Annotated in this window: 15 protein-coding genes and 1 tRNA gene; 9 read left to right on the forward strand and 7 right to left on the reverse strand. The window is 48.3% G+C overall.

The annotated features are described in order from the left end of the window. The first annotated feature begins 16 nt into the window (after window positions 1–16). From gltA to NWE93_13410, 4 genes are all read left to right on the forward strand, one after another. Complete coding sequence (gene gltA / locus NWE93_13395) at window positions 17–1,381, forward strand: NADPH-dependent glutamate synthase (GenBank protein ID MCW4001223.1); 1,365 nt, start codon at window positions 17–19, stop codon at window positions 1,379–1,381. Window positions 1,382–1,525: 144 nt separating this feature from the next. After that, window positions 1,526–2,140 (forward strand): hypothetical protein, encoded by a 615-nt coding sequence (locus NWE93_13400; GenBank protein ID MCW4001224.1) that lies wholly within the window; start codon window positions 1,526–1,528, stop codon window positions 2,138–2,140. Window positions 2,141–2,217: 77 nt separating this feature from the next. After that, window positions 2,218–2,730 (forward strand): hypothetical protein, encoded by a 513-nt coding sequence (locus NWE93_13405; GenBank protein MCW4001225.1) that lies wholly within the window; start codon window positions 2,218–2,220, stop codon window positions 2,728–2,730. A 185-nt stretch (window positions 2,731–2,915) separates the two neighbouring features. Next, complete coding sequence (locus NWE93_13410; GenBank protein MCW4001226.1) at window positions 2,916–3,347, forward strand: hypothetical protein; 432 nt, start codon at window positions 2,916–2,918, stop codon at window positions 3,345–3,347. Window positions 3,348–3,435: 88 nt separating this feature from the next. Here NWE93_13410 and NWE93_13415 read toward each other — a convergent pair whose 3' ends face one another. The 3 genes from NWE93_13415 to NWE93_13425 all read right to left on the reverse strand — a co-directional run bounded on the left by NWE93_13415 (window position 3,436) and on the right by NWE93_13425 (window position 6,353). Beyond that, entirely contained in the window at window positions 3,436–4,356 is a 921-nt protein-coding gene (locus NWE93_13415; protein MCW4001227.1) for a hypothetical protein, read from the reverse strand. Between the two features lie 148 nt (window positions 4,357–4,504). Further along, window positions 4,505–5,458: a hypothetical protein gene (locus NWE93_13420; protein ID MCW4001228.1), complete on the reverse strand. Its 954-nt coding sequence runs from the start codon at window positions 5,456–5,458 to the stop codon at window positions 4,505–4,507. Between the two features lie 124 nt (window positions 5,459–5,582). Further along, window positions 5,583–6,353 (reverse strand): transcriptional regulator, encoded by a 771-nt coding sequence (locus tag NWE93_13425; protein MCW4001229.1) that lies wholly within the window; start codon window positions 6,351–6,353, stop codon window positions 5,583–5,585. Between the two features lie 223 nt (window positions 6,354–6,576). Between NWE93_13425 and albA the strand changes: the two genes are divergently transcribed. Further along, window positions 6,577–6,867 (forward strand): DNA-binding protein Alba, encoded by a 291-nt coding sequence (gene albA / locus NWE93_13430; protein ID MCW4001230.1) that lies wholly within the window; start codon window positions 6,577–6,579, stop codon window positions 6,865–6,867. A 55-nt stretch (window positions 6,868–6,922) separates the two neighbouring features. Here albA and NWE93_13435 read toward each other — a convergent pair whose 3' ends face one another. After that, window positions 6,923–7,774, reverse strand: coding sequence for an Mrp/NBP35 family ATP-binding protein (locus tag NWE93_13435; GenBank protein ID MCW4001231.1), 852 nt, complete (start codon window positions 7,772–7,774; stop codon window positions 6,923–6,925). A 96-nt stretch (window positions 7,775–7,870) separates the two neighbouring features. Next, on the reverse strand, window positions 7,871–8,353 hold the full coding sequence (locus NWE93_13440) for an adenosine-specific kinase (protein MCW4001232.1): 483 nt from the start codon (window positions 8,351–8,353) through the stop codon (window positions 7,871–7,873). Between the two features lie 178 nt (window positions 8,354–8,531). On the opposite strand from NWE93_13440, the gene NWE93_13445 reads away from it, so the two are divergent. From NWE93_13445 to NWE93_13460, 4 genes are all read left to right on the forward strand, one after another. Beyond that, window positions 8,532–8,663, forward strand: coding sequence for a hypothetical protein (locus NWE93_13445; protein MCW4001233.1), 132 nt, complete (start codon window positions 8,532–8,534; stop codon window positions 8,661–8,663). Between the two features lie 132 nt (window positions 8,664–8,795). Further along, a tRNA-Ala gene (locus tag NWE93_13450) sits at window positions 8,796–8,869 on the forward strand. A gap of 354 nt (window positions 8,870–9,223) precedes the next feature. Continuing rightward, window positions 9,224–11,788, forward strand: a complete 2,565-nt coding sequence (locus NWE93_13455) for a PQQ-binding-like beta-propeller repeat protein (protein MCW4001234.1) — start codon at window positions 9,224–9,226, stop codon at window positions 11,786–11,788. A 283-nt stretch (window positions 11,789–12,071) separates the two neighbouring features. Continuing rightward, window positions 12,072–12,665 carry a hypothetical protein gene (locus NWE93_13460; protein ID MCW4001235.1) on the forward strand — a complete coding sequence of 198 codons (594 nt, stop codon included), beginning with the start codon at window positions 12,072–12,074 and terminating at the stop codon, window positions 12,663–12,665. A 134-nt stretch (window positions 12,666–12,799) separates the two neighbouring features. On the opposite strand, the gene NWE93_13465 is transcribed toward NWE93_13460, so the two are convergent. Together NWE93_13465 and NWE93_13470 are read right to left on the reverse strand one after the other, a co-directional pair. Beyond that, the gene (locus tag NWE93_13465) at window positions 12,800–13,351 is read right to left on the reverse strand and encodes an NADH-quinone oxidoreductase subunit B family protein (GenBank protein MCW4001236.1); all 552 of its coding nucleotides are present in this window, start codon (window positions 13,349–13,351) and stop codon (window positions 12,800–12,802) included. Between the two features lie 37 nt (window positions 13,352–13,388). Then, window positions 13,389–14,948, reverse strand: coding sequence for an NADH-quinone oxidoreductase subunit C (locus tag NWE93_13470; protein ID MCW4001237.1), 1,560 nt, complete (start codon window positions 14,946–14,948; stop codon window positions 13,389–13,391). Between the last annotated feature and the right edge of the window lie 5 nt (window positions 14,949–14,953).

The following is a 14,953-nucleotide window of genomic DNA, read 5'->3' on the forward strand; positions in this document are numbered from 1 at the left end:
CAAGAAAGCCATAGAGATGGCAAAGCAAGAACCAGATGTCCGCAACAAAAACTTCAGCGAAGTCGCGTTAGGATACACCGAGGAGGAAGCCCTGCAGGAAGCAAACCGCTGCCTGCAATGCCCCAACCCCATGTGCCGATCAGGCTGCCCCGTTGAAGTCCCGATTCCACAGTTCATCAAAGCACTCAAAGAAAAGAATTACGCTGAAGGCATCCAAATCATCAAAACCAAAAACGCACTGCCCGCCGTCTGCGGACGCGTCTGCCCACAGGAATCCCAGTGCCAAGCTAAATGCGTCATCGGCAGAATGGGCGACCCCGTCAGCATCGGGCGGCTGGAACGTTTCCTTGCCGACTGGGAACGCCAAAACGGCGCCGTGATTCCACCTAAAGTTAAAGCCACAGGCAAAAAAGTCGCGGTTATCGGCGCAGGACCCGCGGGATTAACGGTTGCAGCTGACCTTGCTAAGCGGGGACATGAAGTCATCATCTTCGAAGCACTCCACGTCGGCGGCGGTGTCCTCTCATATGGTATCCCCGAGTTCCGTTTGCCCAAAGCCATCGTGCAAAACGAGGTTGAATATGTCCAGAAACTCGGCGTAGACCTCAGATTGGGCAACCTCATCGGCAGAATCCACACCATTCCCGAACTGATGAAGCAAGGCGGCTACGACGCAGTCTTCATCGGCAGCGGCGCAGGGTTACCCCAATTCACCGGCAGCCCCGGCGAGAACCTGGGCGGCATCTACAGCGCCAACGAATTCCTCATCCGCGTTAACCTCATGAAAGCTTTCCAGTTCCCCGAATACGACACTCCAATCCGCATCGGCAAAAACGTCGTCGTCATAGGCGGCGGCAACGTCGCCATGGACTGCGCGAGATGCAGCATGCGCCTAGGCGCCCACGTCTGCCTGCTCTACCGACGCTCACGCGACGAGTTGCCTGCAAGGCACGAGGAAATCGAAAACGCCGAAGAAGAGGGCTTGATGTGCAAGTTCTTGGCAGCGCCGCTGGAATTCTACGGCGACGATAAAGGCTGGGTGAAAGGCATGAAATGCGTCGCTATGGAACTTACTGAACCCGACGCAAAGGGCAGGCGAGGAGTCAAAGCGGTGCCTGGCAGCGAATTCACCATGGACGTGGATACAGTTATCATCGCTATTGGGCAAACCCCCAACCCCATCATCCAGCGCACCACCGACGGCCTGCAAAGCGACCCCCGGCACGGAACCATAACCGTTGATGAAGTGGGCAAAACTAGCCTCGAGGGCGTCTATGCGGGCGGCGATGTGGCGACGGGTGCAGCGACGGTTATCAGCGCGATGGGCGCCGGTAAACGTGCAGCTCAAGCCATGCATGAATACCTCGTGAGCAAAAAGTAGGCTCAACCCTTTTTCTTTCTTTTTGTTTTCCAGCTTTGTCCTGTTGGTGCAACCAGCAGCTATCTTTTTGTTGGCTTAGATGTTTAGTGGGTTGTTTTAGCAAGCTTTTTATCCGATGGCAGCAACCGATGAGCAGGTATTCAGATGCTGAATAACTCTCGAAAAAAAGGCAAACCAAAAAGCAAAGCCAAAGCCACACAAATCATCCCCGCCGTTATCCTCATCTGCTGCGCGGTTGGAGCCCTCTACTTCTCAGGGTTCTTCGATGACTTCGCAGCTCCATCGACGCAGCAGGGCACCTCAGACGACACAGCAAACACGCTGACTCCAATGAGGGACCTTGTGGGCACATGGAAAACCGCCGTCAGCACAAAATTCACAATAGCCACCGATTATGAAGCCTTTGACGGCTTATCTGATGTGGGCTCCGAAGACCGCTCCATGACATGGACCATAACCGCAACCGGTGAGGAAAACATCGTGCTGGGGGATGTGGCGTTCAGCTACTCCAACCGGCAGCTGACTTCGGATTCAGGCTACACCCCTGATGTTTCGCCCATGCAGTTGAGGGGAATCGTAAACGGAACACAACTGACGCTGATCAGGGGCGACAGCGGCCCCATCCGGCAGGTTGGTTCAGTGGGCGAATTCACCTTCACCACACACCAGATGGAGGGCACATGGCATGACCACTGGAGCGGCGTCTATGAGCAGAACGTGTACACTTCAGCTAACGTTTTGAAACTGCAAAAACAGTAACTCCAAATATCCATTTTGCTTCCCGAAGCCGCAGGTTTTTTAGGTACAAACCGCCAAATCCATAGAGGGCAACAACCTTGGACTCAGAAGAATTGGCTAAGATGCAAAAAGCGCAGATACCGCAAAAAACCACAACCCTCACGCCAGACGACATCAGGTTTCTGGTGGAGACACTCAGCGAGAAAGACGACAAACTCCGCTACAACGCTTTTCTGCTTGTGCAGGCAGCCGCGAAGCGGTCAAACACCATCTATGGCTACTGGGATGTGCTGGAGCAGAAGCTGAATAGCGACAACTCGTATCAGCGCAGCATCGGCGTAATGTTGATTGCAGAAAACGTTCGGTGGGACACTGAGGGCAAATTCGGCGGCGCCCTGCCTAAATTTCTGGCATGCTGCAACGACGAGAAATTCATCACTGCGCGGCAGACCCTTCAGGCATTTGTAACCATCATAAAATCGACAGATGCATACAACAAAGCTATCGGGGAGGCGGTGGCGGGTTTGAGTTTTGCTCAGTATAAGGAAAACCAGCAGTCGCTTCTAAGGAAGGATGCGGCGAATGTGCTTGCGGCGATAAGGCGCAGGTAGAAACCTCTTTCATGCGGCTGTCTCAAGGCAGCGGTTTTTCTGCTAATCGGCATTATCCGCTTTTACCGCTCATGGGGGCTCCGTAGCCGCCAGCCTAACGGTTAGTCCAAATAGATTTAACCTTATATAATGGCGCCTATAGTTGTTGGAACATCAAGTAAACGTTGAGTTAGGAGAGAAGAAGGGTGGATGAAATCCTAGAGTTGATGGAAAAAACCTCCAAGCGAATACAGAAAACAGTCGAGCAGACCAAAGAAAACATCTGGAAACAAGCCGCAATCTATGAGCAGCTCCAGCAGTCACCTGAAGCCACACAGGACCAGAAGACCAAAGCCTTCATCAAAAAAACCTTTGAGCTGGACCGGTTGGAGTGGCAGAATTCACAGTTAAGCCTGATTTATCTGCTTCAGATCTTCGCGTTTAAAGTGAAGGTTCTTGAGGTTTCCGTCGGCAAAATCCATGACGAAGTAAGCAAGTCGGGGGTCCTGCAGAGCGGCGAAGAACTTCAGGATATCAAAAAGAACATAGATGCCCTCAAAATCCTCATGGAAGCCCAATACGATTCAATGAAGGAAATCAACGAATCACAGAACAAGAACCTCGGCTACATCCACTAGCCGATTTTTTAAATAATAAAAAGAGCAGCTTGGCGATTCAACCATAGGGTTGATTGCCTACAGCTATGCTATGTTTGTTCCAGCTATCTTAGAAGAGCTTTTCCCAGCTTGTGACTAGGTCGAGTACTTCTTGGCCTGCTTTGCCGCCATAGCTCTTAAGACGCTCGCGAGTGTCTTTTTCTGCGATGGCTTTCTTTTGGAATTCCTGCATCTGATATGCTTTGTCAGTGAGGTAAAGTAAACCGTCAACGCCTGCGCGTGCCATGCGGACTGAGACTGTGAGCAACTCGCTTGCGGTGGGTGTTTCTCTTGGGTCGTCGCCGGGGCCAATAACGTAGAGTGCAATGTTTAGTTTTGTGTCTTTGAAGAGTTTCTTGAAGTTGCGTGTAAGCATTTCCCAGTACCATGGTGTAGCATAGTTCTTGCTGAACATGACAACGAACATTTCGGTTGTGAGCGGTAGCATGTCGTCGAAGTTGACGCCGAAGCGTTCATAGTTTGTAACTGGGTCTGGTAGGATACCGATGTAGAGTGGTTTTTTGGCTCTGTTGATTACGCGGTCGCTTGTTGCAGCCATGTATTCAGTGACTTCTTTTCGTCTCCACTCATACCAGCTAAGGCCGCTTTTTGCGTGGAGTTCTTTGCAGCGTGGACAGGTGCAGTGACCGTGTTCAGCGAAGTGAATGCTGTTAAGCCAGACACCTTGGCTTTTGCGCGCTACGTCTTCCATGTAGTCAAGTTGTTCTGCTCTGTGTTCTGGTTGAGTTGCGCAGAGGACTTCCCAGCGTACGTTGAAGTTATCGTTGGTTCTCCATGCTGGACCAAGATCACTTTGGCTGATCCAGTCTGGGTGCAGGCGTGCTGCGACGTTGTCACCGAAGATTGCGACGTTACTGTACATATCAGCTTTGGGGGGCAGTCGTCTTCCGACTTCAGGCTTAGTGCGGAAAAGGTCAAAGTCGAAGCCTGGAACTTTCTTTGCTTCAAACATGTATGTGCCGAATTTCATTTGCTTCTACCTTTTTAGAACTCAAAACGTTTGGCGCGGTTATAAAGTTTTGCGTATAGAGATTTATGGAAGTCACGCACCTTAAACTGCAGTTTGCCGATTGCTTATCTAATTAAAAGAAGAAAAAGACGGGTGAGCTTTACCGAATTTATGGAGGTGGAGGCGGAGGCGGCGGTAAGCCGGAAACACCACTCTGCTTTTTACGCACAAACAAAACAGCCGCCAAAACAGAAACTACTACAACTATGATGATTACGGCGATAAGTAGCGTTGTGTTGTCTGAGTTATTGATTGTTTGTGGCGGGGGAGTTACTGTGGCGGTTTGGGTTGCTGTGGGTTGATTGGTGGGTGACGCCGTTGGAGTGGTAGTTGGGGCGGGAGTTACAGTTTCAGTTGCGTTTGCCTGTACAGTGATGGAGGCGGTGGTTGCGTTCACCAATGGAAAATCCGCTATGGAGACGGTGATGGTTTGTGTACCCACCGTATTGAGGGTTACATTATAGACGCCTGTGCCGCTTATGAGGTTACGCGGCAGTCCCTGCGGTAAGTAGATTGCTTGGGTGTCAGTTGAAGCAAAGTTGACTGATTTACCCCAACCAGACGTGCCAATGTCAGTCAGAACATTAGCTGAAGCATCTACAACTGTAGCTGTAACGTTAACTTGTCCGCCTGCCTCAACCGTTAGTGGATATACTGAGACGACTAAAGAGATTGGCTGAACAGTGACGGTTAATGTGCCTGTTAAGGTGTTATCTGTGGTATCGGTTACGGTAACTGTTTGGTCGCCCGGAGTTCCAAAGTACATGGATCGGGTTGCTATTCCGTTGATTACGTCTATGGTTGTGTTTGTTGGAAGTATGGCGTGTGGGTCATTGCAGGTCAGGGTGACTGCACCGTTGAAGGTGGCAACTTTGGTTTCGGTGGCGTCCATGGCGGTGATTATGATGTTGTTAGCCATAGCTTGAGTGTAGGGTGTTGTCAGGAAGGTTACTGTGTAGTGAGTTACGGGTCCAGCGGCGGATGCTGGGTTTGTTAGGTTTAGGGAAATGGCGCCAACTATTACTGTGATTAACAAAATTGTCAAGATATGTTTTTTTGGCAAGGTTTACCCCTTAGTTAGCGTTATCTGGTTCCTTACGTTTTAAGGTTTGCGCTCACAGACACTGACTAGCTTAAAGCCCTACAGAAAAACCAAAAAAGTTCAGTGAAAATTAAGTGGAATCCGATCATGCGCTGATTTTTGGCGGCGGACGCACCCGCTTCTTGCCAAGTTTAACCCGAAGAGCCACACGGTAGAGTTTGCGCAGAGACTTCACCAGCAGTTCCAAGGTTGGCGCGGTGCTGTAAATAATTGGGATTTGCTCGTATTCGGCTATGCGTATGGCTTGCTCGTCAGGCTGGGCTTTATGGAAGACCACTATGCGGGGTTTGAGGCTGCATACCCGCACAATCATCATCGGCAAGCTTCCGCCATCTACGTTAGTGAAGATCAATGCCCTCTCCGTGGATGCCCCGAAAAGCTGCGCGTACTCCAACCCTGAGTATGCCTCAACTGCTTTTCGGCTGTCGATAACCGTGTAACCCGTGATTTCTTTAACGTACCTGTCCTTGCATGCTACAACTTCGCCGCCGATGGCTTTGCAGAGGTACTCCACTCGGACGGGAATGGGGAACTCGCGTAAATCCACCACCGCCATGCTTGGTGAACTGGTAAGTTTGGAGAATTCACGGATAAAGCGGCTGCCCTTCTGCTCGTCGATAATCAGCAGCGATAGGACGAATCGGCGGATGAATTTGGCTCCGGGGCTTTTGCGTCTGCCGCTTTCGTAGTCGCTTACCACCGAAGAGGAGAGCCTCATCACCTGCGAGAGGCTAATTTGAGATATGGCGAAGAGTTCCCGCCACTTCTTCATGGTGGTGCCTGGCCTGCTTGAGAGAATGATTTCTCCAGCAATCCTTCTAGCTAAAACTTCTTTTAGGCTAGGCGACACCGACATGTAAGTTAATCTCCCTGTTTGTAACTTCCCTCCAAAATTAGGGTATTAAACTTTCCGTTTTTTCCCGAACCCCCACAACTTATTAGTCGCTACGGGATGGGAAAGTAAAAGCTTCTTTATTAGGAAGCTTGCATAATAAACAGTAACGTTCGCTCTCTCAGCGATGAGTGCCAGCGCAACGTAAATACAATGCAAAACAAATTCAAAAAAGGAGTGAAAGTACATGTCTGAAAAAGCCAGTGACGTAATTTTCGTCGGAAACAAACCACCCATGAGCTACGTGCTCGCCATCATAACCGCATTCTCAAGTGGGTCCCAAAAAGAAATAACCCTAAAAGCCAGAGGTCAAGCAATCACCACCGCAGTTGATGTCGCCGAAATCACCAGAAGCCGCTTCATAAAAGACCTCAAAGTAACAAAGATCGCAATTGGAACCGCAGAGATGCCACCCAGAGAAGGCGAAAACAGGTCCAGAATGGTTTCCACGATAGAGATTACTCTCTCTAAAGCGTAAACCTGACGGAATAAAAAATTAGAAGAGAGTTTTGACTCTCAAACCCTTTTAATTTTTATTTCTTCTCAATGTACTCTTCGACTTTTGCTACAACTTGCATGAAAGCTTTCGCTGCAGCCGAATCCTTCTGCGATAGCACAAATGGCTTGCCCTTATCTGAATCCACGCCGACTTTGGGGTCGATGGGTATGCTGCCTAAAAACTCCACGCTTGTCTCCTTAGCCATTTTTTCGCCGCCTCCTGAGCCGAATATCTCGGTTTTCTTTCCGCAGTGGGGGCAAACAAACCCGCTCATGTTTTCAACTACGCCGATGGTGGGCATTTTGACTGTTTCTGCGAAGGTTATGGCTTTCTTTACGATGTTGCTTGAAAGCTGCGTGGGCATGGTGACGATTACGACGCCGTCCATTTCAGGCAGCAGCTGCGCGATGCTTAAGGGTTCGTCGCCTGTTCCGGGCGGCAAGTCGATGAAGAGAAAATCAAGTTCGCCCCAGACGATGTCGACGAGGAACTGGCGGATGGCTCGCATCTTGAGGGGCCCACGCCAGATAGTCGGTGCTTCCTGCGAGAGGAAGAAGTCGATGGACATCACTTTTATGCCCAATGGACCCTCGATGGGGAAGGCGCCTGCGGGGGTGGCTTTCACCTCTTTGCCCTCCAGACCCAGAAGCCTCGGTACGCTTGGGCCATGGATGTCCGCGTCTAAGATTCCGACTCTGTGGCCTTTCTGGGCGAATGCCACTGCGAGGTTGACGGTGACGGTGCTTTTGCCGACGCCGCCTTTGCCGCTGATAACGGCGATTTTATGTTTAATTTTGCTCATTCGATCTTTAAGTTCTTGCTCTTCCTGCTTTTGTTGCTCTCGGTAAGCTTGAAGTTGAGCCATGTTTCTCTCTAAAGACGCCATAAAAATCAACCCATGTTTGTATTTAAGGTCTGATTCTTCCACCACTAAAAAGGGTTATGGATAAATTTTCCCCTAAGAATCGGCATAGAATGCAGGCTAGAGCTTGTAGCCTATTTTCCGAAGAAACCCCCGGCGCTCAGCCACATCCGCATCTGCCTCTATACCCTTGCTCCCATAGCCATCCACGACGCCGATGATGCCTCTGCCCTGCTCAGTCTCCGCCACCAGAACCTCCAGCGGATTAGCCGACGCAGCATGGATAGTGCAGACTTCGGGGACTGCCTTGATTTTGTCAAGCACGTTTAGGGGGTAAGCGTTTTTTAGGAAGATGATAAAGCTGTGTCCGCAGCTGATTTCAAAGGCTTTCTCCGCTGCCAGCCGACGCAGTTGTGGGTCGTTGCCTTCGTGGCGTACAAGGCAGGGTCCGCTGGCTTCGCAGAAGCCGATACCGAAGTTTATGGTGGGCACCGAGTTAACCATTGCCTCGTATAGGTCTTCGGCGGTTTTTATGAAGTGCGCCGTGCCCAAGATGGTGTTGCAGTCGGGTGGCGGCGTGATTTTAACGGTTTTTAACTCCAAGGTTTTGTCTCCAAGCATATTGAGTGCTCTGGGAGATATAACTATTCAAGGCAAGCCATTTTTTGGGGGTTATGCAAAATTATATATCTACCCGCTGACTGCATAGATTCTGTTGTGCAAACCGTTTTTGCACTTCAACAGAATATAAGGAGTTGAAAGCAGAGTGTCAGAGAAAGAGATGCATAAGGCTGTCTGTTCTGAATGCGGAAAAGAATGTGAAGTTCCATTCCAACCCGACCCCAACAGGCCAGTTTACTGCCGCGAATGCTGGGCAAGAAAGCGTCCCCCCAGACCCAGAAACCGATACTGAGCCTAAACGCATCCCCCAAGTCCCCGTGTTTATTCTATTTTTGTTTGATTATTTTTCTATGTTTTATCGGTATCTGCCTCTGATGTGGCAAAACCTAAATATCAAAGATATGCATCAAGTTTGGCTACCCAAGGGCCGGTAGTTCAGCTGGTATGAACGCTTGACTTGCACTCAAGAGGTCGGGGGTTCAAATCCCCCCCGGTCCACTCTTGCTTTTATGCCGCCCCAATAATTGGTTTTTTATTGCTTGGTTACTCTAATCGTTACCGAAGTATGTCGATGTGGCTTGATTGATGTGCTTGCCGTCAAGCGTTTTTATTTCATTCATTTTTTAATGTGTTTTGAATTAAGTAACATAATGTTTATAAAAGCGCACGTGTTTTAACTCTCCTGAACAGTTACGCTGTTGAAAGCATCCTGTTCAATTACTAAATTGTCCCTCAGTTCGCTATTTGAGGAAATAACATTTTTGGAGACCCATAGCAATGAGAGCGCTGTTAAGAATAACATCCACTTTGTTTCTATTATCATTAATCATATTTAGTAGTGCCATGGTTTTGATGCAGCCTGCAATCGCTGTTCCAGATTCAGCCTCATGGCCAATGTTTCACGCAGACCCAGCTCACACAGGATACACATCGGCCAACGGTCCATTAACCAATCGCACACTATGGACTTATCAAACAGGTGGAGACGTGTTTTCTTCTCCCTGTGTAGTTAACGGCATACTCTATGTGGGCTCAGATGACAATAACGTGTATGCCTTGAATGCTTCTTCGGGCGAAAAACTTTGGAACTACAGCACAGGCGATACGGTGGAATCATCCCCTTGTGTTGTCAACGGATTACTTTATGTGGGTTCCCATGACAGTAACGTGTACGCCTTGAATGCTTTAACGGGTACAAAAATTTGGAACTACTCAACTGGAGGTTGGGTAATCTCTTCTCCCTGCGTTGTTGATGGCGTCGTCTATGTGAGCTCTGGGGATAGCAATGTGTATGCCTTGAACGCTTCCACAGGCACTAAGCTTTGGAGCCATGCAGCAGGTTGGTTTGGTGCAGAGAGTTCGCCCTGTGTTGCTGACGGCGTTGTCTATTTAGGCACAGACCATTTCTATGTGTATGCTTTGAATGCTTCGACCGGTTCAAACATTTGGAGCTATGACATAGGTGAGTACGTAGACTATTCTCCCTGCTTTGCTGATGGCGTAGTCTACATCGGGTCAGGCAGTGGCATCACGGCTGATGGCCATGTAACTGCTTTTAACGCCTCTTCCGGCGAAAAGATTTGGACCTACACAGCCGAGCATTTAGGAATAACAGCGGATGGCTGGGTGATGTCATGCCCCAGCATCGTTGATGGCATAGTCTATGTAGGCTCAAACAATCATAACCTGTATGCTCTAAATTCCTCCACTGGTAATCTGATATGGAACTACACAACAGACGGTTGGGTAGCCTCTTCCCCATGTGTCGCCAATGATATAGTTTATGTAGGCTCAACTGACTGGAATATTTACGCCATTAACGCTTCAAGTGGCTCAAAAATTTGGAGTTACATAGCGGGTTCAGCCATTCGATCATCTCCCTGCATGGCTAATGGTATAGTCTATGTGGGCTCATCTGACAATAAAGTCTACGCTTTTGGTGAAGCTGAAGCGGATGTATTTTATATCACGGCATCCGCGGGTGAAGGAGGCTCAATTAATCCAAGCGGAGTGGTGCCAGTCAACCGCGGCGGTAATCAATCTTTCATCATTACACCCGACGCTGGTTTCTCCATAGCTGATGTTCAAGTCAACGGTGTTCCCTTGGGACCTCTTGCATCCTATAAATTTAGCAATTTAATGGCAAATGCCACTATACATGCAACTTTTAGTCCCAATACCTATACAATAACATTAAATACGATTGGTTCAGGGTCCATTAGTCGTAATTCCTCTGAGCCCTATGTTTATGGGCAAGCTGTTAATTTGACAGCTTCTCCTTCTATAGGCTGGGTTTTTAGCGGTTGGAGTGGAGATGCTTCTGGCAAGTCCAACCCTGAAACAATAATCATGGATTCGAACAAGACTGTAACAGCCACTTTTATTCAGAACGCCTACATCTTAACAGTGAACACGGTTGGCGAGGGGTCAGTTCAACGAAATGCCACTGAACCCTACAGCTACGGGCAGGTAATCAGCCTAACAGCTAACGCTGCATCAGGTTGGGCATTTCAAGGCTGGAGCGGCGACTTAACAGGCAAAACCAACCCTGACACGATAATTATGTATGCAAACAAGACAGTCACAGCAACGTTTGCGCGTCAAAATCTGACTGGGAACACGATAGTATTTACGCAAACCGGGTTGCCCGACGGCACCGCTTGGAGTGTTAAATTCAACAACATAAAAATAACCTCTACGCAATCAACAATTACTTTCGATAACATAACTAAGGGAACCTACTGCTGGGCTATTCAAACACCAATCGCGGGGACCACCGGAGTAAGATATGTTACAAAAGCCACATGCGGAATAATGACCGTTCCACTGCAAACATCCAAAAACGTCACCTTCACAACACAATACCAACTCACCATAAATACGGTAGGTCTTGCATCAAATCACCACACAACCATTTGGCTCTGCAGAAACATTCGAGGCACCGCATCAAACAACGTGCCCTTCATAATGTGGTTTAACGCTGGCGACCACACCGGAAGCATCGGTGCTAGCGCATTAATCGCCGACTCATGCACCAAAAGCAAGTTTACCTCCTGGAACAACACAGTTGACTCCAATCCACATCCCTCAATCACCATGAACTCGCCAGTAACCCTCACCGCAAACTATGACACAAAAGTAAAAGTCACCTTCAAAGTGACGGGTGTTCCTGTATTCTTCAGGGGACCTGTCGTCAACATCGACGGCTATGACTACACGAGGTTTCAGTTACCCTCAACCTTCTGGTGGAGTCTAAGTTCAAATCACACGTTCCAATACTACTCACCGCTAAGCGTAAACTGCAATATTCAAAGCATTTGGGTATCAACCTGCGGTTTATCAACTCAACAAGCAGCCACAGTTACTCTAAACAATGCAGGTGTAATAACCGCCAACTACTGCTTTAAGTGTACTTAGCGGGCAAACGCCGAGGCAGCCGCTTGACTTGCACTCAAGAGGTCGGGGTTCAAATCATCCCGCCCATTTTAACAACCCCTACACTTTTTCAGTGAATGATTGCTTGATTTCGTCCCGCATAATTTTTTGCCATTCGCAGACAAATCCAAAGCCTGCCTCATGAATTGGCAGACTTCTAAGTGAGCGGGCGAGTCGGAAGGCAATACCTTAGTCTTCAGTGCACAATCGCCGAAAAGCAGGTAAACGCTTTTATCAATGGTGCCCTTAAAATGGGCTGAGCTCTATGGTTGATTTAGTTTCAACAGCTGCCAACACACTCAACTTGCTCGGAACAGCGTCATTCATCATTATAATCGCGTATTTGACCGTAACATTCACCCAAAAAAAGTTAAGCACTAAAAACCCTTGGCTTCCAAAAGTAACTGTCGGCATAGTATTTGGGTTACTTTCTGCTTATGGAACACTCATGGCTGTCAAACTTTCCGATGGCACAATTCCCAACGTACGGGAATTAGGCGCCATGATAGCGGGGGTAACGGGGGGACCCATCGCTGGCACAGTTGCAGGGTTAATCGGTGGAATTCACAGATTTAGCGTAGGGGGCCCAACGATGATTCCCTGCGGCGTCGCCACTATAGTTGCCGGCGCAGTTGCGGGAAGTGTTAGCGCCAAACTAACCGGGAAATTCTACCTGCTAAAAGCAGCAGCTGTCGGATTTGCTTTAGAATCCTTTGCTATGGCACTTGTGTTTGTGTTTCTGCCTTTTGAAGCAGCCTATATGATTGTTTACCAAGTGTATATTCCAATGATTTCCGCCGCCACAATAGGCTTAACAATATGGACTTACTTCCTAAACAAACTTAGAACAAAGAAATAACCCCTTTAGGTCTCAAAAGAGGAAAGGTAGACTTTTGCATGGTTGGCGGTGTCCTGCTAAACATAAGAAAGGGGAAGAACGGTGATTGCTCGGGGGCTAAGGCGGAGACAAATTTCGCTTGGCAGAATATTTCCTCATTTTTGGTCTTGGAGGGTCAAATTTCCTATTTTTTGGTGCTTTGCATTATCGAGGGATTTTTTATTTTCCGTTTGTCTTTCTATCTTCTGCATGAATGCAAGTAGTCCTTTGATAATTTGCTTGGGAGACGGCGGATTTCCAGGAATTCTGAAGTCCACGCTAAAAACCTTGTCTGCTCCGCCTAATACCGCGTAAGAGTCGTTTAGGATTCCGTTTCCGCATGCATCATCGCCTACGGCAACCACATATTTGGGCGACGGCGTTGCCTCCCAGGTTTTCTTTGCTGCCCCTTCCATGTTACGTGTGATTGCTCCCGTAACTATGAGAACATCTGCATGCCTGGGGGAGGCAACAAATGTCACCCCGAAACGTTCCACATCATAGTAGGCTGTTGATAGATTATTTAGTTCAATCTCCACGGAGTTATCGCTGCCCGTATCGAGTTCGCGGATGGCTAGGCTTCTGCCGAAAACCTTGTCGATTTTATGCTTCAATTCTGCGCCAGTCACCTCTAATTCCTCATCTTTGAATCTAAAATCTTCAGGCATTTTCTTTGAAAAAATATTTCGTAACGCTTTTGACATTTTATAAGTCCGTTCCTGCATACGATAGATTCATGCTTTTGTTTATCAAAGGAAAGTCGGGAACTATGTTTCCGAGCACCGCATGTTCCATAGCTTGCCAATTACAGAAAGAGGCAGTCCTCACTTTGTACCTGTCAACTAAACCGTTTTTAATTAGAACCCAATGCATGTTTTGTCCACGCGCCGCCTCAACCAACGATAAAGCATAACCATCCTTGACTTTGAGAGCTTCCCCCACTGGCCCAGCCTCCAAAGTTAGAAGCTGCTGAATTAGTTTCACTGAATCAAGCACTTCTTCTGCTTTAAGAGTGAATCTATCGAGAACATCGCCGTTTACCTGTGTTCTTTCCTTCAAATCTAGCTCTTGGTATAAGCCGTATGAGTGGTGGATTCGAGTATCGGTCTTTTTTCCAGCAGCCCTTGATACGGGACCAGTGATATGCAGGGGAGATAATATTTCCGGTTTAACTATGCCGGTTGTTTCAAAGCGATCAATGACTGAGAAGAAACTGCTATCCATCGCTGTCGCCGCACTGAGCCTTCGTGGAAAATCATGCATATATGCAGCGAGCTGATTGAGCGATGATTCGTCAATGTCTCTTGTTAAGCCGCCTACGGTTACTATACCTTTCAGGAATCGGCTGCCCGTTAACGCTTCATTTAACCTAAAGATTTCCTCTCTGAGAATAAACAGGGGGCTGGCTCCGGCGGGGTAGGCGACATCAACGAACATGCCTGCGAGGTCACCCAGATGAGAGTACACCCGCTCCAACTCCAGAAGCATCACCCTTAACTGTAACGCACGTCTAGGGACATGTGTTTCGCATATCTTCTCCACAGCATCGCAGAAGGCAACCGCATTCGCTACTGTTTCGTCGCCGCTTATGGTTTCAGCGATTTTCACGCATTCCTGAGGACTTTTGCCTTCAGCCAGCTTCTCCAGCCCGCGGTGCTTGTAGAAGAGGCGAACCTCAAGGTTAAATATGGTTTCTCCGACCACGCTAAAGCGGAAATGCCCCGGTTCAATGATACCTGCGTGAACTGGACCAACTGGAATTTGGTAGACTCCCTCGCCTTTGACTTCTTTGAAGACATATTCTTTTTGGTTTTGGGATGACAGAGCTTCGATTTTGCCGTTTTTAAATTCTTTGAGGAGCGGATGGAACGATTCAGGGTAGCTTTCATGCAAAAAAAGCCGTCGTGTGTCAAATGCGCCCTCGAATTCTATTCCGAAGCCGTCGGTGATTTCCCGTTCATACCAGCAGGCTGAGGCGTAAGTTTTAGCGATAGAAACCGCTTTGTTGCTGGTTAAATCCGTTTGTAGAATCACTACTTCGCGGTAGCAGGCTTTCTCAAATGCATATAGCAGAGTGAATCCTTGACGCTGAAAGTTTTGGACGCAGAAAAGACATATGAGCTCAAAGCCGGCTTCATCCATTGTTTTGGTTGCCATCGCAGCTTGTTTTTCGTCCATGTTGATGTAGATTTCATCGTTGAAAACTCTGATATTTGCTATTTGGCTTTCGAGGAAGATTCGTGGAATTTCTTGTTTTATGCTCATGCTTT

The organism is Candidatus Bathyarchaeota archaeon, from assembly GCA_026014735.1.
Lineage (GTDB): Archaea > Thermoproteota > Bathyarchaeia > Bathyarchaeales > Bathycorpusculaceae > Bathycorpusculum.